24 protein-coding genes are annotated in these 19,815 nt (G+C 34.9%); 9 read left to right on the top strand and 15 right to left on the bottom strand.

Annotated features, from left to right (window positions below):
- Nucleotides 1-10: 10 nt before the first annotated feature.
- The 3 genes from I8T81_RS05940 to I8T81_RS05930 form a co-directional block, all read right to left on the bottom strand.
- Nucleotides 11-730 carry a phage minor tail protein L gene (locus I8T81_RS05940; RefSeq protein ID WP_198072342.1) on the bottom strand — a complete coding sequence of 240 codons (720 nt, stop codon included), beginning with the start codon at nucleotides 728-730 and terminating at the stop codon, nucleotides 11-13.
- Nucleotides 731-783: 53 nt separating this feature from the next.
- Nucleotides 784-1,125, bottom strand: a complete 342-nt coding sequence (locus I8T81_RS05935; protein ID WP_198072341.1) for a phage tail protein — start codon at nucleotides 1,123-1,125, stop codon at nucleotides 784-786.
- A gap of 399 nt (nucleotides 1,126-1,524) precedes the next feature.
- Entirely contained in the window at nucleotides 1,525-5,397 is a 3,873-nt protein-coding gene (locus tag I8T81_RS05930; RefSeq protein ID WP_198072340.1) for a replication protein, read from the bottom strand.
- A gap of 125 nt (nucleotides 5,398-5,522) precedes the next feature.
- Here I8T81_RS05930 and I8T81_RS05925 point away from each other — a divergent pair, with 125 nt between their 5' ends.
- Entirely contained in the window at nucleotides 5,523-6,401 is an 879-nt protein-coding gene (locus I8T81_RS05925) for a hypothetical protein (RefSeq protein WP_198072339.1), read from the top strand.
- A 50-nt stretch (nucleotides 6,402-6,451) separates the two neighbouring features.
- Here the strand turns inward: I8T81_RS05925 and I8T81_RS05920 are convergent, their stop codons facing one another.
- The 12 genes from I8T81_RS05920 to I8T81_RS05865 all read right to left on the bottom strand — a co-directional run bounded on the left by I8T81_RS05920 (nucleotide 6,452) and on the right by I8T81_RS05865 (nucleotide 12,603).
- Complete coding sequence (locus tag I8T81_RS05920; protein ID WP_165395678.1) at nucleotides 6,452-6,592, bottom strand: hypothetical protein; 141 nt, start codon at nucleotides 6,590-6,592, stop codon at nucleotides 6,452-6,454.
- A 20-nt stretch (nucleotides 6,593-6,612) separates the two neighbouring features.
- Nucleotides 6,613-7,080: a phage tail assembly chaperone family protein, TAC gene (locus I8T81_RS05915; protein ID WP_151763807.1), complete on the bottom strand. Its 468-nt coding sequence runs from the start codon at nucleotides 7,078-7,080 to the stop codon at nucleotides 6,613-6,615.
- Between the two features lie 62 nt (nucleotides 7,081-7,142).
- A complete protein-coding gene (locus I8T81_RS05910) occupies nucleotides 7,143-7,610 on the bottom strand; it encodes a phage tail tube protein (protein WP_198072338.1) in 468 nt (155 codons plus the stop codon).
- Between the two features lie 127 nt (nucleotides 7,611-7,737).
- Complete coding sequence (locus tag I8T81_RS05905) at nucleotides 7,738-7,911, bottom strand: hypothetical protein (protein WP_198072337.1); 174 nt, start codon at nucleotides 7,909-7,911, stop codon at nucleotides 7,738-7,740.
- A 73-nt stretch (nucleotides 7,912-7,984) separates the two neighbouring features.
- Complete coding sequence (locus I8T81_RS05900; RefSeq protein ID WP_198072336.1) at nucleotides 7,985-8,212, bottom strand: hypothetical protein; 228 nt, start codon at nucleotides 8,210-8,212, stop codon at nucleotides 7,985-7,987.
- A 91-nt stretch (nucleotides 8,213-8,303) separates the two neighbouring features.
- Nucleotides 8,304-8,528, bottom strand: coding sequence for a hypothetical protein (locus I8T81_RS05895; protein ID WP_198072335.1), 225 nt, complete (start codon nucleotides 8,526-8,528; stop codon nucleotides 8,304-8,306).
- 389 nt (nucleotides 8,529-8,917) lie between these two features.
- On the bottom strand, nucleotides 8,918-9,478 hold the full coding sequence (locus I8T81_RS05890) for a hypothetical protein (RefSeq protein WP_198072334.1): 561 nt from the start codon (nucleotides 9,476-9,478) through the stop codon (nucleotides 8,918-8,920).
- Nucleotides 9,468-9,683: a hypothetical protein gene (locus tag I8T81_RS05885; RefSeq protein WP_198072333.1), complete on the bottom strand. Its 216-nt coding sequence runs from the start codon at nucleotides 9,681-9,683 to the stop codon at nucleotides 9,468-9,470. The genes I8T81_RS05890 and I8T81_RS05885 overlap by 11 nt, the downstream gene beginning before the upstream one ends.
- Nucleotides 9,684-9,896: 213 nt before the next feature.
- The gene (locus I8T81_RS05880) at nucleotides 9,897-10,385 is read right to left on the bottom strand and encodes a hypothetical protein (protein WP_198072332.1); all 489 of its coding nucleotides are present in this window, start codon (nucleotides 10,383-10,385) and stop codon (nucleotides 9,897-9,899) included.
- Nucleotides 10,375-11,157: an ATP-binding protein gene (locus tag I8T81_RS05875; RefSeq protein WP_198072331.1), complete on the bottom strand. Its 783-nt coding sequence runs from the start codon at nucleotides 11,155-11,157 to the stop codon at nucleotides 10,375-10,377. Before I8T81_RS05875 ends, I8T81_RS05880 begins: the two co-directional genes overlap by 11 nt.
- On the bottom strand, nucleotides 11,154-12,047 hold the full coding sequence (locus tag I8T81_RS05870; RefSeq protein ID WP_198072330.1) for a hypothetical protein: 894 nt from the start codon (nucleotides 12,045-12,047) through the stop codon (nucleotides 11,154-11,156). Before I8T81_RS05870 ends, I8T81_RS05875 begins: the two co-directional genes overlap by 4 nt.
- Nucleotides 12,048-12,369: 322 nt before the next feature.
- Nucleotides 12,370-12,603: a transcriptional regulator gene (locus I8T81_RS05865; protein ID WP_198072329.1), complete on the bottom strand. Its 234-nt coding sequence runs from the start codon at nucleotides 12,601-12,603 to the stop codon at nucleotides 12,370-12,372.
- Nucleotides 12,604-12,730: 127 nt separating this feature from the next.
- Between I8T81_RS05865 and I8T81_RS05860 the strand changes: the two genes are divergently transcribed.
- The 8 genes from I8T81_RS05860 (at nucleotide 12,731) to mltB (ending at nucleotide 19,702) form a co-directional block, all read left to right on the top strand.
- On the top strand, nucleotides 12,731-13,402 hold the full coding sequence (locus tag I8T81_RS05860) for an XRE family transcriptional regulator (RefSeq protein ID WP_198072328.1): 672 nt from the start codon (nucleotides 12,731-12,733) through the stop codon (nucleotides 13,400-13,402).
- Between the two features lie 203 nt (nucleotides 13,403-13,605).
- Nucleotides 13,606-13,788 (top strand): hypothetical protein, encoded by a 183-nt coding sequence (locus I8T81_RS05855; RefSeq protein WP_198072327.1) that lies wholly within the window; start codon nucleotides 13,606-13,608, stop codon nucleotides 13,786-13,788.
- Nucleotides 13,789-14,223: 435 nt separating this feature from the next.
- Nucleotides 14,224-15,159, top strand: coding sequence for an ABC transporter ATP-binding protein (locus tag I8T81_RS05850; protein WP_198072326.1), 936 nt, complete (start codon nucleotides 14,224-14,226; stop codon nucleotides 15,157-15,159).
- On the top strand, nucleotides 15,156-15,929 hold the full coding sequence (locus I8T81_RS05845) for an ABC transporter permease (protein WP_077165428.1): 774 nt from the start codon (nucleotides 15,156-15,158) through the stop codon (nucleotides 15,927-15,929). The genes I8T81_RS05850 and I8T81_RS05845 overlap by 4 nt, the downstream gene beginning before the upstream one ends.
- Nucleotides 15,926-16,738, top strand: a complete 813-nt coding sequence (gene queF, locus I8T81_RS05840) for an NADPH-dependent 7-cyano-7-deazaguanine reductase QueF (RefSeq protein WP_198072325.1) — start codon at nucleotides 15,926-15,928, stop codon at nucleotides 16,736-16,738. The genes I8T81_RS05845 and queF overlap by 4 nt, the downstream gene beginning before the upstream one ends.
- Nucleotides 16,739-16,761: 23 nt before the next feature.
- Nucleotides 16,762-17,412, top strand: a complete 651-nt coding sequence (locus I8T81_RS05835) for a hypothetical protein (RefSeq protein ID WP_191028963.1) — start codon at nucleotides 16,762-16,764, stop codon at nucleotides 17,410-17,412.
- Nucleotides 17,413-17,538: 126 nt separating this feature from the next.
- A complete protein-coding gene (rodA, locus tag I8T81_RS05830; RefSeq protein ID WP_019457155.1) occupies nucleotides 17,539-18,681 on the top strand; it encodes a rod shape-determining protein RodA in 1,143 nt (380 codons plus the stop codon).
- Nucleotides 18,682-18,700: 19 nt separating this feature from the next.
- Entirely contained in the window at nucleotides 18,701-19,702 is a 1,002-nt protein-coding gene (mltB, locus tag I8T81_RS05825) for a lytic murein transglycosylase B (protein WP_198072324.1), read from the top strand.
- The last annotated feature ends 113 nt before the right edge of the window (nucleotides 19,703-19,815 follow it).

Below are 19,815 nucleotides of genomic sequence, written 5' to 3'. Positions count from 1 at the left end.
TCGACCTGCTTTACATCAAGTTTGAAGCCGGAAAGCCACCATAAGATAAAGGCTGATTTTCACCAAAATGTAAGCGGCAATCTCTTAAACGACCTCCACACTTATCTTGAGCAGGGTCATCAGTGAGTTCGCCTTTTTCTGTATACATGGCAGTACCTGTGTAGCCACACTCTTCACCTCGATAACGACCTTTACATGCCCATTCGCACAGTGAAGTAATCTGCCTAACAGGAATTTCTCGTCCTTCATTATCTATAGGATTAGAAAGTTCAAATGTGACTTGCTGAGCATTTTCAGAAGTTTTCTGTTCTATGTACCAAATCTGTTCTTTTGATTCATTTGCTGCGTTTGGATTACCAGTTGAAAAGTTTAATGGATCCAAATATTTAGCCATTGTAATAATGACTTTTAATTTAGCATCCGCAAAATCTTTAAATTGCAAACAGTAAGCAGAAACAGCTCCTTGAATACCATTAATATTATTTGCAATTGCTAAGGATGGAGTCGATGCTTTTCCATCTGAACGTAACTCTAGTTCTGATACTTTAATTGCAAGAGGTTCATAAGTTTCACCTTGCCAAATAATATTTGGCTTCCATTCACCATTATCTTTAAAACTAGCATGGCCATGAAACCTTAAAATACCCGCACCAAGATTCCTTGCATCTAACTCATAAAGAGTAATTAGTCCATCTAGTTCAAGTTTCTGAAAATCACTGACGAGAGACATATTTATTTCCATAAAAAAAGCCCCTTTTAAGGGGCTCATAAGTGAATAAGTATTTAAGGATAATAAACTTGGGTAAATGTTGTACTAATACGCCACCAACCACCACCTAAATGAACAGGTTGATATTCACCCACTTTTACACGTACTTCACCATCTAAAGGTGAGTTCCAAAAAAATGATTTTGAACCTTTATGTAAATCAAAAAAGTTTTTAATCTCTAAAATATTTTTTTCGGTGTCAGTCTTAGTATATTGCCACTGACGAGAACAATTATTAATACCGACACTTACGTTTTGTTCATAACCATCTCCAAAATTTGCATTTAAGACATTAAATGTATTTTTTTGGGAGTTACCATCTAAATCTTGTGTCCAAGTAAACTTAAGGGTACTCATAAAAATATTCCTAAAATATACAGAGCAATTATATAAATATTTATTCAAACAACATTTAAATGATAAATAATTTATCATTTACCCTATTAAAATATAAATTAAAAATAAAAAACCAAACAAAATCTATTAAAAAATATTTAAACCCAAAAATAAGATATATTTCAAAAATCTGAAAATTTTAAATAATAGTATTAAAAATAAAAAAGCTAACTTCAAAATTAAAGTTAGCTTTTAATGTATATCGAATTCATATTTCGACCATCTTAGTTACACTATACTTTAGTTTTCAGAAAAAAGAAACTATAAATTAATAAAGGTTATTCAAAATATTTAGAAAATTTTTTTCGCATTAAATAATCTCTTGAATCTATTATTTTTAGAATAACAAGTTAGTATCTTTTACCCACGAATCGCATTATATAAAATCCGACCTTGACGTAATTCTTGAAGTAATACTTGTCGAATTGTATTCCCAAGCACTTCTCCAACTAATTTATATTGACCAGATGAGTCGACTTGACTACTACCATCGGAGTTTACTGTTACATTCACTGATACAGGAGCATTAACCGTGCTTCCAGTTGGAGGTAGTTCAGCAAGTTGAGGCACAATGATCTGACTTGACTCTGTTTGAGGCAATTCACCTGTTTGGTTCATATAATTAAGATTATCCAAGCCAATCTTCTTAGCAGAAGATTGTTTAATCATGAACTCTTCATTAGAAGCCCAAATAGGAATACTGTCACTTAAACCATTGCCCAAACCTCTAATCTGTCCACCAGTTGCAAAGCCTTGAATTGTTTGTGCTGCCATAATTCCTACAGACGCATAACCTGTAGCTCTTACAAAAGTAGCTAAGATTGAGCCATATGCACCACCTTGAGCCAAGGCTTTAGTTGCACCTTCTTCAGTATTTACAATTGCTTGAGCAATTGACGCTGCTTTTGAAGCTAAAAACATCGTTTTATATAAAGCATTCGATTTACCTGCTGACTCAGCGACCATATTGGCCATCTGATCAAATACTTGTCCAGTCATACCCGCAATCTGTGAGTAGACTTGCATTTTTGTTTCAAATTGTTGTTGAGTTAAATCAGTTTCACGTTGCGCATATTCTTCATCTAAAGCTGATTTCGCTAGTAGATATTCCTGATGTGCAGCTAATAATTGAGCACTACGTTCACTTTCATCATCAGTTGCTAAAAATATACCTGCTCGCTGATCACGGTAATCTTGATCAATAGAACCATTTGCAGCATTATATTGATTTTGCAAGGAATCCCACGCAGCTTTATTCGGATCACTTTTTGTAGATACGACATCAAGACTTTTTATAGTGTGGTCTTCCATTTTCTGATTATTCTTAGTGAGTACATCAGCTATTGCCATGTCCTTCGCTTGTAATAACTTCTCTCGTGTTTCTTCTGTAAGTTGTGAGTTTTTTTGAATTTCCTCCCGTTCAAGTTTATAACGGTTTAATACAATTTCTGTTTCACTCAGATAAGCTGCGATGGCTGCCTGGACTTGCTGCTGCTCTTCTCTTTTAACTGCTTCGATCTCAAGGCCTTTTTTACGGTCTAATGCCTCTTTTATTTTCAAAGCATCTTTAGATTTTCCATACTCATACTCGGCATTAGAGTTAATTAACTCCTTTTGGCGATCATAATTTTGTTCAATTTGTTTAATTCGATCTGTTTCAAAAGCGAAGTATTGGTTGTACTCTTCCTTTTTATCAGACTCAAATTTTGCAAGTTGTGCAGCATACAAAGCATTTTCTTGGTCAATTAGCTTTTGAAACTCAGGGGTACCTCCATGGGTTTCAGTAATTTGATCAATATGATCTTGATGCTCTTTTGAGAACTTTTCCTGTGGTGTTGCATAAATAGCAGCAACATTAGCTTTTTTAATCGCTTTTTCTTTATTTAAAGCAATAAGATTTTCTTCAGTTTTAAGCTGATCAGCTTGAGAAGGATTAACCATCGAATCATCAACGGTAGAACTATTGTTAGCTCCAGCTGTATATTTTAATGCAGTTTTCGGATAGTTCTGCATTTCTCTTGCTTTAGCAGGCGACAAATACAATTTTCCATTTATAATTTTATGACCGCTTTTAGTTTTAACTTGGCTTGAAATTCTACCTTCTTTAAATGCTCTTGTTCCGGCAACTCCTCCATTATAAGCCATTAATGCATCAGACCAATTACCAAACTCTTCATATGCTGTTAACAATTCTTGAGAAACGGCTTCAGTATAAGCAGCATCGGAATACCCACCAGCTTTTAAAATTTTAGCATGTTGTCTACGAAAAACTGAGGTTGTTTGAAACGGTCCTGTTGCACCTGTCGGACTTGTAAGATTCTTACCACCAGATTCGGTAGCAATTAAGCCTGTTAAAAGACCAGCAGGAAGCCCTTCCTTTTTTGCAATTTCTTCTAAATTATTTTTAGAAACAAACAGCCTTGCCCCATTAATTTTTTTCTTATCGTTAGTATTAAAAGTATAGTTTTTACGTTCAAAATCGCCCTTGAGAATTCTTAACTGATTGCCATCAAGAGTTTTACCTGTATATCCCAATCCAGCTTGTTCACGATAATTTGCAGCGTGTTCTGCCTGTTCTTTTGACCAACCTGCTGCCATATTGGCTTCAATATACTTCTGACGTTGCTGACTAGTCAGAATATTTGTTAAAGCATCGCGTTGTTTTTGTGAATACGCATTCCATTTATCAGGCATAATACCCAGTAAACGAGCCTGATTTTCTAAAGCTACATTTAGGTCTCCCTGAGCTTTGCTATTTTGCTCAGTTGATCCCGATAAGGCATCAACTCTCATTTTTTGCTCATCTACTGCTTTTTTCGCATTATCAACTTTATCAGCAAATAGTACTGCTGTGGATATTTGTTCTTTTGTATAAATACCTAAAGTAGCCATACCATCAGCAAAATCAGAAGCAGAGATGTTTCCATTTTTAAATCTTTGAACTAGATCATCGATTACTTTAACAGCTTGTTGGCTATTTGCAGACTCATAAGCAATCCCAACAGCGCTATCATAAAAGGCCTCTTTCGCATCTTGATAAACTTCATTTTTATCTTTAAGTTTATTTTGAGCTTCATAGACGAAAGCTTGTTTTTTCGCAACACTAAGACTATTGTAGTGATTAATTAATTCTTTGAGTGATACCTTTTGTTCATCAAAGGATTCCGTTGCCTCCTCGGTTTTTCGGGTCATTAGGTAATAAGCACCTCCAGCAACTACTGCTTGAAGAGCAAGCATTGCAATACCAGCAGGCCCTCCAAGAAATGCCATAGCTCCTCTTAATACCCCCATAGCACCTGCGGTTTGTAAAGAAACCCCTGCCATACGTGCAAGAGCTATTTCATAGCGAATACTTTCAACTACTCCCACAGCAAACTCTTTAGCTACCATAGCACCCTGTACTGCAAGTTTAACGCTTAGAGCAGCACCCAAACCAACCGCTGCTGCAGTAATGGTGTCCATATGAGAAGTTACAGCAATAAACACAGGCATGATTCCATTGACCATCGTGGCCTGAAGTCCCTGCCATTGCAAATCCATGATTTGTAAGTTTTCTTTAGCTTGCGATAATTTTTTTATCATCGCATCATCCATGATAGCCCCAGCTCTTTGTGCTGCATCACCCCATTTTTTAAATCCCGCGCCACCATTTTCCAGTAAAGGAATTAACGCAGTCGAGTCTGAAATAAGGGCTTCCATATAAAACTGCATACTTTCCTGACTAACATTCGCTTTAACAAGAGAATCATAATAAAGCTGTAATGCATCTGGGCCTGAAAGTTTCTGGAATTGAGAAATAGTTACCCCAACTTGAGGTGCAATATTTTTAAAGAAATCAGCTAATGGACCACCTCCAGTCTGTTGGAAATTGCCGATATTTTGTTGCATACCTTTTAACTGGTTTGCAAACTTATCCATGCTAATTCCTACAGTTTCTGCACCCTTTGCGTAATATTGGAAGGATGAAGTACTTGTATTGGTGAGCTGAGCCAACTTTTTGATTTCACTACCTGTATCAATTACACGTGTTACGGTTGACGTGAGGCCAGCAACAATCTGATTATTCATGAAATCACTGACAGATTTCATGGTAGAGCCAATTGTTTTAAAACTTTGGCCAATCGTCTCACTGGCTGATTTCGCTTTGCGTTCCGCCTGGTTAATAGGCTCAATAAAATTAACAATATTAACAACTAAGTCTATGTTCAGAATTCCTAAATTAGTTGCAGCCATACTTATCTCCAGGCAAAAAAAACGACCTAGCGGTCGTCAATGATTAAATTATGATTTAACTAGATTTCAAGTTACTGCTTTGCTAAATTGGGCATACTTTACAAATACTAGAGTTAATCAAGGTAATGAAACAAAAATTATTACTGCTATCTTCTTTTTTTTTAATTAACCATTCTTTTGCAGTAACAGTAGATGATTTAGAAACAAAATCGATATTCCGTTCATTTTATCCATCTATGTTTCATGCTACGTTTGAAAGTAAAGATGAAGACGAAATTAAACTTCCTCATATTGGAATCGAAGAAAATGGTGAAGAATATTTAGCCATACTCCATCCCGCAGAAGTCTTTAAAAATAACTCTGGTGAAGATAGATATTTAATTTTTGTTGAAAAACGTGAAATTGGTAAAGCAGTAAGTGAAATTGAAAACGGAAAACTTGTAGAAAAAAGTTCGAACTTCTATGAGTTTAGTGAAGGTTGTCATGCCTGTGAAGGTAATGCTGACCTCATGATTTTTAAGAAAAATAATCAAGGTAATTTTGATTTAGTCTCTAAAAATATCAATTCATACACTCCACCAAGTCAATATGGAGTTATTAATTTAAATGTTGAAAATCTAGCTTCAAGAATTGTCAAAATAGGTAAAAATGATGTTGGCTTCTTCGATGACTCATATACCTATTCAAATGATGGCGGATCAGATACTTTACTACATCTTATTAAATTAGGAGATGATGCTATTCAAGGATACAATATTGATATTGTTGAAGGAAGTAATGAAGGCACTTACGACCAAAACTCGCCTTTAAATTATAGCTTTAAGGGTGAATATAAAGTTAAAACTGATCAACCTGATTTAAAAAGTTACCCTATTGAAATTAAATTCAAAGGAGATATTTATGATGAAAAAACAGATAAATTTACTAAATATAATAAAATAAAAACATATCAATTTAATAGTTCAAACAATATATATAATATTACATCAGAAAAAAGTTATTAATTTATTTTAAAAAAGCACTTTTTTAAAAGTGCTTTTTTAATTCGTTATAATTAGCGTGACGTTTTCATTTTTTGCATACGTTCTTGCTCAAAAGTAAGCGCTGGTGGTTTATCAAAGTGTGGTAAATAATCATAAATTTGAAGCCCTTTTACACCTTTAGATGACGCAAACATGAGCTTCATTTCTGCCATCACTTCTTCTAAACGCAAACCTATGTTGAGGCTACCTCTTTTTTGTCGGTAAGCGGCCCAGGTTCTAATTTCTTTGTGGGTGAAGGTTGTTTTGACTTCTTCAATTGATCTTGAGGTTGCGATTGCGATTTCGATGAGGAGTTCTTCTCTGTCGTCGATTTCAATGTCTGCTTTCCCATGACATTAATTTCAACAATTTTGACCCAAATGATATCAACTAATGCTTGGCTAAAGTGTAATCGTACTTCATCCTCAGTGAAAGTAGGAACACCATGCTCATCTGTAATACAACTCGCTAGAATACCTGCCAGAGCCTCTTTATTTTCTCCGTATGCTTTCATATTTGCTACAGCAGATTGGTAGTTAAAAGGCTTGATATAGGTTGTAAACTCTGATTCTTCACCATTTACCAAAACTTGGACTGTTACTTGTTCTGGCTTACCAAGCAAAATACCTGACTTGATTTGATCCGCACTTAGTTTCTTCATTTTTTAATTTTCCAAAAGAAAATAAGCCTGCTAAGCAGGCTTATTAATGATGCTAAAAAACCTTAAACGGTTTTCAATGTATCGAATGCTGGGGTTTGGCGTTTCATTGGAATAGTATGGTTTACCAATGAATCTTTATCGAAAATCGGTGGACCTTTTCGTAATTGAGCTTGGAATTGTGTCCAAGAACGACCTTGCGGTACTGTAACAACATCGCCTTGTAAAGTTGGTGCAACAGTGCCATCAGCCCAGCCAACAAAAACTTCAACTTTTTCTTTATTTTGTGCCAAATTTAAAATCGTAACATGAGTCTCATTTTCAGGATCAGTATTGATTTTCAAACTACCTTCACCTGGTTTAACTAAACCATATTCTGAAGTTGAAGATTCGCGCTCTTCCATACATGTTGTTTCAATTTCAGTAACACTATCATCGCCTACCGACAATTCAGTAATACATTCAATTTTAGTTAATACAGCAGGTGAACCATGTTTCACCCATGTTTCAGTACCTTGTGTTAATACGCCCATGATTGGACTCCTTTTTTAACGACGAAAAAAACCTCGCGTTTTGCGAGGTGATAAAAATTTAAGAAACAATAATATTTTTAAGAAATATCACGTAGAAATAAAAATTATTTTATTTAAGGATATGAAATTACAGTTTATTAATTAAATCATTTTGAAGTGCTTTAATCATAAGTTCTTTAGCATCTTTAGATGAAACCGCCTTTTTTTCAACATCACTTATAACTTTATTAATTTTCTTATCATCTGATAACTTCTTAAGCTTGTTTTGTAGATTAATCAAACCCTTAATATTTTCAGACATAAATCCACCTAAATAAGAAATCTATTTATTATATTAATCTAGTGATAATAAACATACCCATCAAAAAATACCTTTACTTTAAACTATTCTGTAGATGAGATTTTCTTTGTATACTTCTTGACCTGCTTTGATTAGTTAATTTATTAGATTTCTCTGATACACCTGAATCAATAACTTTCACTAAATTTAGCTTTAACAACTCATCTGCATCCTTTTCTTCGACCTCAATCACCTCATTGTCTATATAAACAATTCGATTATGCATACATGTAGTTAAAAACTGGACTTTTACATTTGACATATTTTTTCCAATAAAAAAAGAGCTAGACTTAAAATCTAACCCTTCCAATAATTAAGATAATATAAAATACTCAGATAAGTTAATTTTAATATTATTTTTCTTTTGGCTTTGAATCCAAGTAAGCAATAACATTTTCATCAACTTTATTATTTTCAATATACTGTTGAAGTAGTTTATTATTCTGCTCAATAGCAGCATAAATAAGAGTATCTTTCTTTTCAGACTTTTGAATCAGTGTGTTGTTCTGCTTTATCAATTCGTCCATTACTTCGAGTAACTTTGAGCAGCAGAAATTTTGTTCTTCGTTCGAGTTCATTATACTTACTCTCTAACCATTTACGCCTTTTAGCACAACCAGTACAACTCATAATAAATACCTTTCCATACTTATTACTAATAAAAAAATAAAGCCGTATCAATCTATTTTGATACGGCTTTATGTGCTGCAATTTGTACAGCAAAACTTCAATAATGATTTAAATAAAATATTTAAAAATTAGAACTTGTATAAAATATAGATTTTTAGACTTTCTACAAACAGCTAATCTTTCTGTAAAGCTGTTATCTGTGTAGAAATTTAATAGATGAATTATTCCGATAGATACGGTAACAAATAATTTAAACAAAAAAGTCGTATTACAGATTAAATCCGTAATACGACCATCTTATATATACTATACTCTTTTTTTCAGAATAATGAAAACCCTATAATTGTAACTCTTTGTAAGTTTCTTTGCGATATTCACGTATAGTATCTTCTGCTTCTGCAATAGCAGATTCTAGTGCAAGCTGCATTAACTTTTCATATGGCTTCCATGTCATTCTATAAACATCTGCCGACATTTTATAAGCTGTAATCCCTGCATAATAAAGTCGACCTTGAGCAGTAAAATTTTTTTCAAGGTCGGGATTTAAAGAGAAATCAATAACCATGCGAGCAATCAGCCACGCCAAGTGATGAATTGTTATATACTCAGGTTCTCTTTTTTTATCTTTTGCAGCTTCTTTTAACATAATTAAAGCTAAATGATTTCTTATAAACTTATAGTCCTCTTCTGATTTTCCCTCATAAATAATTAATGAGGTCACTGATTTAGCTAATTGGGTCTCCATTTTAGCAATTGCCCCTAATCTATCTTGATAATTAATCGTATCTTTACTAGGGGTATGTCCAACTCTTGAAAAATCTAATGATTGTGCTGTTAAGCCTCGGGATAACCATTGAAATTGGGTAAACTGATTCATAATGCTAATATCAATATTCATTCATTAACGCTCTCAAAATATGGACAATCACGATCATTACTAACATCGAAAAAATAAAACCTAATCCAAAGGCAAAACCTCTACGCATCCATTCAACCACTGCTCCATGGTTATATTCTCCAACCAACCATTGCATTAAAAACTTAACAGCAAAATAGAAGGCAAAAGAAGCAACTATTACTAAAATAATTTGATCAGTTTTCATTACATTAAGCCCTCATCAATACACTTAGTTATTAATAAATACCCATAAGACTCTGTACAAAATAAGCATTTAAAGCTTTTTTTCTGTATTTTCAGTTCATGAGCAAAATTTTTAGTATTCTGGATAGACAATCCTTCTCTCTTCACGTCTTTAATATTATTTAGATTTTTTTTCTGAATATTTCTAATATTCCACTTTTGACGATTACTGCGCTTAATAAGGTGATTCATTATTTACTCCTAAAGCGTCAAGTGACTGTTTTAAAATATTCCAATCCAGTAAAGAGGCTTCTGATCGTCCACGATAAATTCGGCTAAGTTGGTAAGCTGTTAATGCATAACCTGAATTGGCTGCCAAGAAATCCCAAGCTTGTCCAAACTTCATAGCAAATATTTTTAATAAAGCTTGTTGATGATTTGGATATGCTGTTGTTTCTTTAATTAATGAATGACTCAATAAATTTGTTGTTGTAGCTCGGTCTACATAACTTTTGTCTTTGTGCCCATCTTTAGTAGACCTTTCCCACATTTGTTTAGAATAGATTTGATTCTCACTCTTATTTTCAACCAACTTAATCTGATTACCCTGCGCCACCCATTCCGCTACTTGAATAGCTAATTCATTACGCTGTTTAGACTTAAGAAAAACATTTGAGTAACTTATTGAACAATCATGTTTACCAAGTTCTAATTTAACATTCATATTTTGCCCCTAAACGGGTATCTGCCCATACGCATTCGATTTGAGTTAATCCACCATGTTGAAACCGTGACCATAAGCGATCGCCTAAATCAGAGATCAAGCCATGGATAATTGCTCCCATCCGATCCTTAGTATCATTCAGTGCAAAATTTGAAATAAGCATAGTTGCTTTATCGGCGTCATAACGTGCATACAAGACTTTGTGAACAACTTCTTTCCGTTTTTCACGATCATGCAAGCCATACTCATCAATAATGAGCAGATCATATTCTGTGTAACGATAAATAGTATTTTTCTCGCTATCTCCTTGACGGTACCATGCTGCCATAATGTCATTTGCAAGTTCTTCGCTGGTGATATAACGAGCAGTTTTACCATTTTTAAGCAATGTTCTAGCCGTCGCACATGCCAGATGTGTTTTACCTGTTCCAGTTTTTCCCACCATAACCAGATTAGTTACTTGCCCTTTCATAATTTGCTCGGCATAAGCTGCACAACTATTAAATGCAATAACTTGTCCTGGTAATTCACAGCGATAATTATGAAAACCAGAGTTTTTATGGCGTATAGGTAGCATTCCACCGGCTAAGTGATTTTCATAAATCATCTTCCTAACAGCTTTACCATGTTTAAGATTAGACTCAGTAACTTTATTAACGGCACATGTTGGACAAATTTCTAAACCTGCAATCTTGACCTTTTTTTCAAAATGAATAGAGCAAGTGTTTAATCCAGATTGGAAGGAGTGATTAATTTTTGTTATTACAGTCATACAAATTTACCTCCTAGTTCCACTGGTTTAATACTTTCATCATATTCAGGTGGTTGATATTCAAATGCTTGATTAACATTTCCAAGTGGTTTTGAATTTAAGTAAATTGGCTTTGCAGACTTCATTTTTGAAGCTTTTAGCTTTTCAAATTTTTCAAATATCCATTGAGCAAACTTACTGTGGCGTTGACTATCTGTTAGATATCGTGAAGTTTCATGGTGAGCATTGAAATTACTCAAATGAAATTCAAAGTCATCCATAGATAAGATTTCTTGTACTTGCTGAGAGTATTTAGTCTTTTTCAAGTAAGTAGCGAGATGGTTTAAATCTGGTCTCCAATCTTCTGATTTCATAACATTTGTTAAAATTACTTGAGAGAGAGTTTTTTCCTGCTCCTGTTCTTGTTTCTGTTCTTGGCTTAAAAGAACCTTCTTAGGGACTTCTTTTTCTACATAACTATTACTCTTTCCTTCACGTCGATGCGTCATACAAAAAGCTTCAACGTATTTATTATAAAAGTTTTCTAAAAATGGATTTGAAGGTAATGAGTCATAGTCTTTTTGAATACCTTTACAACGATTGTCACTTTCCTTTAAGGACTCAGCAACTTGAAAACGAGCCATTTCGTGTACCCAGACCATCTCTGAAACATCGTCATAGCTGCAAAAACCTACTTTACATGCCCATTGAAGCCCCTTCTCTGCTCCTTCTAAACCTAAACCAGTTTCATGAGCAATATATAAAAGAGGCATATAGTAAAGACCAAGCATATTTGCATGGGGACTAGTGATTAAATACATAGCCACGATAATAGACTCTGGACATTCTCGTAATTGCTTACCAGTCTTACCCGTCCAGAAATGCGGAGAAACCTTGCCATAATCACGCATTGATATTTAGCTCCCCTAAAAGAGCTTTAAAGGAATTTAAATAGGAAAAAAATTTATTTTCCTTACCTTTACAATTAGCCGATTTGTTTTTGCCACAACATTGTGATAAATTTATTTTAAAATTCATTGTGATTTCCTAATTAAATGAATTAACTAAAAAGTCTGATTTGCCGATCAGGCTTTTTGCTTTATAAATCAAGTATCCAAATTTTCTTTTCACATTTTTAATAAAACCTATTTAAAAAATCTCTCCTTAAAACTAATCTCAACCATTTATAAATCCTTAAAAAATTAGTCTCTATCTACATCTTTACTTTGATAATTAGCTCGCAATTTTCTTTTCAAACTCTTTTAGCGTTGGACAAAGTTGATACGCTTTAAATCTCCCATTAGTTACATACTCAGCCCGTAAAGCAATTTTTTCAGACATTTTGCTTTTCCCCGTTAACCACGCATTAACAGATGGTTGCTTGATAGAAAGTGCTTGCGCCGTTTTTGTTTGATTCCCGAAAAAGCTTACTAGTTGTAGGTAGATTACAATGATATCTATATTCATAACTATCAAACCTCTATCTTGATAGTTAATTTATAGTTTTAACTATCAAAAGTCAATAGTTCAAGTTATTTTGATTATTAATAGTTTTAACTATAAACTTAGGCCCAACGATTTTAAGGTTAATATCATGTCTGATTTAGCAACTCGTCTAAAAGCGGCTCGCTTAAAAGCAGGAAAGAGCCAGTATGAAGTGGCTGAAGCGGTTGGTATTAAACAACCGACATATCAAGCCTTGGAAACAGGAAAAAGTTTAAAGTCTGCCTTTCTTCCTTTGATTGCGAAATACTTAGGAGTAGATGCCTATTGGCTAACAACTGGTGAAAGTGAAGACTCATTTAGTGAAGATGATCTGGTTAAACCAATTGTAGTAAGTAAAGAAAATAATGAATATGTATGGATAGAAGTTGTGGAAGCTAATTTTTCATGTGGGACAGGTGAGTCAATTGAATTTCATTTTGATGCTATTAATGGAAAAATTCCTTTCCCCCCCTCATTCTTTAAAGAAAAACATGTCGCTCAAGATTGCATGCGTATTATTAAAGCCAAAGGCGATAGTATGATGGATTATATAAAAGATGGCGATCTTGTTGGCATAGATATTTCTCAAACACAAATTATTGATGGTGAAATATATGCTGTATATTTTGCTGGCGAAGGTATGCTAAAACAAATCTTTAAAGAAGAAGATGGATCTTTAATTCTTCATAGCCTTAATGAAAAGTTTAGAGATCGCCGAGTAACGGAAGAAAATGGCAAAAACTTTAGAGTTATGGGCCGTCAATTCTGGAGAGCAGGATAATCAATCCATAACCAGAACCTTAATAAAAAGCCGCATAACGTGGCTTTTTTATTATCAAAAGGAAAATAAAAGTTAAAATTATTATTTTTAATAGTTAAAACTATTGAATCAATTAATAGATAAAACTATATTTAATTATATTAGCTGAACCATATTGAAAGCTAAGTCTAAATATAAGTTCTATTTCTATAAGTGAGAAAATTATGAAAGAAAAAATAACAGACAACCAGAACTCATCTCAATCTAATTTTGAACAAACTTTATGGATGCCTAACTTTAAATCTAATATTCTGATGATAATTAAAATGTTAGCTTTCTTATCAACAGGTTTTGTTATTTGGCTGATTGCAGCTGTTCTTGCAGTAAAATTTTTTATCGCAACATAATAATAGATATCCTATATCCCATCCCCACAATAGCAAGTCAACCTACAATAGATAGCTATTAATAAAGTTTTCTCTCTTCATAATCAATAAAGCACAAACACGAATATATAGGAATCATCCTCTTTTTTACGCTATATCAATGTATAATTCCCAATTATTAAAAAGGTACTGAAGTTCTGCTCAGTCCTTTTTATTTCTGATTTGATCAAAACCCGTAGAAATTCTAGGCATTTTAAGTTTTATGGCATGTATAGGTTTGAAAAGATTTTAATATTATAAATCAATATTTTAAAATTAATCTCAAACATAGAGTGACTATCAACTACTCAGTTGTCTCATACATATATCCCAATTTCATAAAATTCCGACTATTTTACTTGGTTTATTAATCATTATCGCTCAAAATATACCCCTCTTTCATAATGTGAGAATTTCATGACTGATGCTTTGGTATTAAAAGATTTGTCCAAAACATATCGTAATGGTTTTCAGGCGTTAAAAGGTATTAACCTCACTGTGCCTGAAAGTGAATTTTATGCGTTGTTAGGCCCAAATGGTGCCGGCAAATCAACAACCATTGGTATTATCAGCTCCCTCACAAAAAAGACCTCAGGAACAGTTGAGATTTTTGGGCATAATCTCGACACACATCCATCCTTAGCAAAACAACAGCTTGGCGTCGTTCCTCAAGAATTTAATTTTGGCCAGTTCGAAAAAGCATTTGATATTTTAGTCACTCAAGCTGGCTATTACGGTATTCACAAAAAGATTGCCGAAAAACGTGCCGAACATTATTTAGAAAAACTTGGCTTGTGGGAAAAACGCAATATACAAGCACGTATGCTGTCTGGTGGTATGAAGCGCCGTCTAATGATTGCCCGCGCCATGATGCATGAGCCTAAACTTCTTATTTTAGATGAACCTACTGCTGGTGTAGATATTGAATTACGCCGTTCTATGTGGGATTTTCTGACCGAAATGAACGAAAGTGGCACTTCTATTATTTTAACGACACACTATTTAGAAGAAGCGGAAATGCTCTGTCGTCAAATTGCCATCATTGACCGTGGTGTTATCAAAGAAGATACCAGCATGAAAAGTTTCTTAAACCAGTTGAGTGAAGAATCTTTTATTTTCGATTTGGCAGAACCGATTGCCCCACTCCAGCTCAATATTATTGGTGTGAAGTTCAACTTAATTGATAGCAGCACTTTAGAAGTAACAATGGATAAGGCACATACATTAAATGACTTATTCCAACTTTTAGAGTCACAAGGCATTCGTGTTCGTAGTATGCGTAACAAATCAAATCGCCTTGAAGAGTTATTTGTCAAAATGGTTGAGAAAAATCTTGAAGGAGAGGCAAAATGAACTTTAATCAACTGCAAATTGCCCTCTGGACTTTAGTTCGTAAAGAAGTACGCCGATTTCTTCGCATTTGGCCCCAAACCTTATTGCCACCTGCAATTACCATGAGCTTGTATTTTGTCATTTTTGGTAATTTGGTTGGGTCACGTATTGGACAAATGGGCGGCGTAAGCTACATGCAGTTTATTGTGCCAGGCCTGATCATGATGGCTGTTATTACCAACAGTTATGCGAACGTTTCTTCCAGTTTCTTTAGTGTGAAATTCCAAAAAAGTATTGAAGAACTTATTATGAGCCCTGTGCCATTACATATTATTTTATGGGGCTATGTCATTGGTGGTATCTGTCGTGGTGTATTAGTGGGTGCCATTGTTACTGCGATGAGTATGTTCTTTACTGACCTTTTTATACATAACTGGTTCGTAACTATATATACAGTCTTAATTACATCTGTTTTATTTTCCTTAGGCGGCTTTATTAATGCAGTCTATGCGAAATCATTTGATGATATTTCTATTATTCCAACATTTGTACTTACTCCACTCACCTACTTAGGTGGTGTGTTTTATGCCATTAGTGCACTTGGTCCTTTTTGGCAAAAACTTTCTTTAATTAATCCTATTGTGTATATGGTTAATGCTTTCCGTTTCGGCATTTTAGGTCATAGCGACGTGAACGTTACGTTCTCTTTAATCGTTGTGACATTATGTTGTGTTGTACTTTACGGAGTTGCTTACTATTTACTTGCTCGTGGTTCAGGAATGCGTGAATGAGTGTCGAACAGTCTTTATTGGGTAAAGAAACCCAGTATCCAACCAGCTATCAACCCGATGTGTTATTTCCAATCGCACGTGCTCAATCTCGTGAAAACTATTCACATATTGAAGGCATTACCCAAGGTAAAGATTGGTGGCATGTTTTTGAAATATCTTGGTTAAACTCGGACGGTATTCCGCAGGTTGCTATTGGTAGAATTACCCTGCCAGCTTCTTCACCAAATTTGATTGAATCAAAGTCATTAAAACTTTACTTCAATAGTCTTAACTTCACTCAGTTTGACTCTAAAGCGTTACTCATTGAAACAGTTGAAAAAGATTTATCGGCTGCGGCAGGCGCAAAAGTTGAGCTAACGCTATTTCAAGTAGATGATCTCGATATTTCCAAGCCACAAGGTATTTGTATTGATGATCTAACACCTGAACGGTTAGAACAACATCCCGATGCATCGCTTTTAAAACTGGATGAGTCTGGCGAAGAAGTTGAAATTGAACTGTATTCTCATCTTTTGAGAAGTAACTGCCCAGTCACGGGACAACCAGATTGGGGTACAGTTTTTATCCGTTTTAAGGGCAAAAAACCTTGTTATCGTAGTCTTTTAGCTTATATTATCTCGTACCGTCAGCATAACGGTTTCCACGAACAGTGTGTTGAGCAAATCTTTGCAGATGTTTGGCAAAATTTGCAGCCTGAAAAGCTGATGGTTTATGCAACTTATACTCGCCGCGGTGGACTTGATATCAATCCTTGCCGAGTATCGGATCTATCATGGATGCCAAAACCGATTCGATTGGCACGACAATAAAACGAATAATTTGAGGATACACCATGCCGTTTTTTGGTTTTACCCCTTCTGAAGGCTTATTGAACGATATGCAGACTGGAATTGCGAATAAAAATTCTAGTGAACCGCTATATCCACTTCGAGACAAAATTGCTTTACAACTCAATGAAGAAATTATTGATAATGTACTGATTCAGTTAGTACAACATTTCCCAGCGAGTGAAAAAAGAGATACTGCCGAGAAACTTGCTGGTTATGTCAAATCTACAGTTGCCGTACTTTTAAAGCAATTACTCAGTAAAGCACCAAATGACGTTGTTAAACAGTCAGTTGAGTTTTCAGAGAAAAGCTTATTTAAAGATCCACAAGGTCAATATAAAGTTGGCGTAGCTTTAGATGCTGGCTTAGTGACTAATTTGAAGCATAATTTTACTGAGCTTCAAGCAGGTAATGACATTAATAAAGCAGCATTAGCGGAACTATATAAACAGTTTGGCGATGCTATGGTTAGACACTTTATGTCTGATTTTAACAAGACACTAGATTTAGGCATGATTAAGCGTAAAGCAGCCGATATTGGTGCTGCTGCTGTTACTAAAGCGGTTCATATCGCGATTGATAAACTCATTCCAAGTTTAAATCGCACTGAACTAAAAGCGATGGCTGAATATCATGACGGTCTATTCTTTAACTAATAAAAAGTAGACTATCGGAAACCTGGCGAGAGCCAGGTTTTTTTATTGCAAAATATTGATATACATTGCCATAAATCAGGTTTATGTTAGCATGCGCCAAGCACTGATTGACCTAGTTAAAGCCGCATGTCTCCTAGTCCACAATATAAATTTTTACGCCAAGCTCCTCGAGATGGTCTTAGTACTGCCATGCAACCATCACGCTGGCAGCAACTTCATATTGACCCTTGGTTATGCCTATTTTTATTCCTAAATGCTCTGTTAGGTTTAACGGTACTATATAGTGCATCTGCGCAAGATGTAGGCTTAGTCAGTAAACAGGCTATGAGCTTTGGTATTGGCTTTTTAGTCATGATTGGTCTGGCTCAAATTCCCCCTAAGGTTTATCAAGCTTTTTCACCCTACTTTTATTTATTTGCACTATTTTCCTTAATTGGAGTTATGGTCTTTGGTGAAGTTCGTATGGGGGCTAAACGCTGGATCGATATCCCGGGTTTCGGAAGTGTACAACCCAGTGAGTTCATGAAAATTGGCATGCCAATGATGATTTCATGGTTTTTAGCCCGCAAACCACTTCCACCTAGCTTTTCTCAAGTTGTTTTATCATTAATGTTAATTGGTGTTCCATTTCTACTGATTGCAGAACAACCTGACTTAGGAACATCCCTACTCGTATTAGCGAGTGGTATTTTCGTATTATTTTTAAGTGGACTATCTTGGCGCATGATCGGTGCAGCAGCAGCCTGTGCCGCTATTGTTATTCCAATTGCGTGGGAATTTCTTTTACACGACTATCAACGTCAACGGGTTCTAACACTACTTGACCCAGAAGCAGATGCCTTAGGAACAGGCTGGAACATTATTCAATCTAAAACAGCTATCGGTTCTGGCGGTTTCTCAGGTAAAGGCTTTCTTGAAGGGACACAGTCACATTTACACTTTTTACCAGAAGGTCATACTGACTTTATTATTGCGGCTTATTCCGAAGAATTTGGCCTGATTGGCGTACTTATATTAGTTATTCTTTATTCAGCTATTATTTTTAGAACATTCCAAATTGGTTTACAAAGCTTTCATAATTATGGCCGTTTGGTTGCTGGCGCCTTTGGTTTGTCTTTTTTTGTTTATGTATTTGTAAACGCAGGAATGGTCAGTGGTATTTTACCTGTAGTGGGTGTTCCTTTGCCTTTTATGAGTTATGGCGGTACAGCTATTATTACTTTAATGGCCACTTTTGGTTTAGTCATGTCTATTCATACACATCGATAATTTGGAATTTTAAAAAGATATGTTGTCTCAATTTGTTAATAAAACTTTAAAAGTACTCGCTTTGTGTACTGGTGTAATGAGCACAAGTCATTTTGCTCAGGCCAATGATTTTGTAAATGATCCTAATTATTTAAATTTTAAACAAAAAGCCATGAACACTTATGGTCTAAGTAGTGTACAAGTCGATGCCGCAATGAGCGGTGCAAAAAATTTACCAAACATTATAAATATTATGACTCGCCCAGGTGAAAGTAAGCCTTGGTACGACTATCGCTCTATGTTTTTAGTTGAAGGCACTATTCAGCGTGGTGTCCGTTTTAAAAACCAATATGCAGATGCACTTAACCGAGCTGAACAGCAATTTGGTGTCTCTCAAGCTGTCATTTTGGGTATTTTAGGTGTTGAAACAGGATATGGAGCCAATAAAGGTTCTTTCATCACTCGTGACGCGCTTGCGACATTAGCATTTGGTTACCCGCGCCGTGCTGATTATTTCAGTGATGAGTTAGCTGCTCTGATTGCATGGACCTATAAAGAAGGCTATCCAACCAATAGTATTGTTGGCTCTTATGCTGGAGCAATTGGCTACCCACAGTTTATGCCAAGCAATATCAGTAAGTATGGAGTCGATTTTGACGGTAATGGGCACATTGATCTTCGTAACTCTGCGGAAGATGCTATTGGGTCAATCGCAAACTACTTAGCAAAACAAGGATGGCAACGCGATCAACCGATTGGCTTCATGGCTCGTTATGTCGGCTCAAATCCAGAAAATATCATTGCCAAAGACCTAACTCAGCCTTCTCCATATGGCGTACTCAAAACTCAAGGGATTTCACCATTAAATCCTTTAGTTAAAATTGATGATCTAGATATGGTAAATGTTATTCAATTACAAGATTATAACGGTCCAATTTACTATTTAACTTATCCAAATTTTCAAGTGATTACTACTTATAATAAAAGCCGAATGTATGCGACTGCTGTATGGTTGTTAGGCACAGAAGTAGCTAGCCGATAGGCTAGCTTTTTGATGAGCTTATGTAAAAGTCAATAAATATTTTTGTTAAATCGATCACAATACACACATTTTAAATACCTTGTTACATATTTGGTTATTTTTTAATCTAAAAC

It is taken from the genome of Acinetobacter seifertii (assembly GCF_016064815.1).
GTDB classification, from domain to species: domain Bacteria; phylum Pseudomonadota; class Gammaproteobacteria; order Pseudomonadales; family Moraxellaceae; genus Acinetobacter; species Acinetobacter seifertii.
The sequence above is the reverse complement of the archived record's forward strand: the minus strand, read 5'-3'. Positions and strand labels throughout refer to the sequence as shown.